Raw genomic sequence first — 510 nt, 5'->3', positions numbered from 1 at the left:
TGAAGTGACCCCCAATAGTTGGACATTCCAATTACTGGGGGTCTTTTTATGTCCAAACATCACAGAGTATTTAAGTTAAAGCTAGCGCGATTAGCGCAAGAAGAGAGTTCAAGAGTCTTAGGTTCAAAGTTTGAAGTACGCTCTAATCTTATTCGTTATTGGTCTCTGGTGTATCGTATCAATGGCTTTGATAGTTTTGTTCATAAGCAACTTCCTTACTCCTTCGAATTTAAACTTAATGTGCTTAAAACAATGAGAGGTAATAAATGGTCTCTCAGTTACACTAGCGCGTATTTCGATTTATCCTCACCAGGCATATTATTCCAGTGGCAAAAGCTTTATGCTCACGAGGGTATAACCCGTTTAAAACCACAAAAAAAAGGTAGGCCTCGCGTGACTAATCATTCTTCAACTTCTAAACCATCAGCAGAAATGTCTGAAAAAGAGCTCAGGGAAGAATTGGATTATTTACGTGCAGAGAATGCCGTCTTAAAAAAGTTAGAAGCCTTG

At 38.6% G+C, this 510-nt stretch carries 1 protein-coding gene; it reads left to right on the top strand.

Annotated features, from left to right (window positions below; genetic code table 11):
- Positions 1 to 48 precede the first annotated feature (48 nt).
- Positions 49 to 510: transposase (locus ACYVIL_RS20275; protein WP_460314556.1), on the top strand; the 462-nt coding region annotated here is incomplete at its 3' end.

It is taken from the genome of Aliiglaciecola aliphaticivorans (assembly GCF_054782055.1).
The sequence above is the reverse complement of the archived record's forward strand: the minus strand, read 5'-3'. Positions and strand labels throughout refer to the sequence as shown.